The sequence below is a fragment of the Nocardia testacea NBRC 100365 genome, from assembly GCF_000308775.1.
Taxonomy (GTDB): Bacteria; Actinomycetota; Actinomycetes; order Mycobacteriales; family Mycobacteriaceae; genus Nocardia; species Nocardia testacea.
This window is the reverse complement of record NZ_BAGJ01000030.1, coordinates 1-222: the sequence shown is the minus strand read 5'-3', so window position 1 is coordinate 222 and position 222 is coordinate 1. Positions and strand designations below refer to the sequence as shown.

1 protein-coding gene is annotated in these 222 nt (G+C 64.4%); it reads right to left on the bottom strand.

Annotated features, from left to right (window positions below; all coding sequences use genetic code 11):
* Positions 1-222 (bottom strand): hypothetical protein (locus ON38_RS04205; protein ID WP_039822507.1); only part of this gene is annotated, 222 nt, incomplete at both ends.

Here is a 222-nt window from a genome sequence, read left to right as displayed (position 1 = left end):
AGATACCCGGAACCCGGTTTCTTCGGCAGGTGGTACGCGTCCGCGGTGCCGATGGCGTCACGCGAGTCGCTGGTCTGGTTGGTGCGCAGCGCGATCCGGTAGGACAGATGCGCTTCCAGCTCACCCATACGGTTGGCCGGCACCTTCTGCGAGGACAGCAGCAGGTGGATCCGCAGCGAGCGGCCCAGACGGCCGATCGCGACGAACAACTTCGAAAAGCTT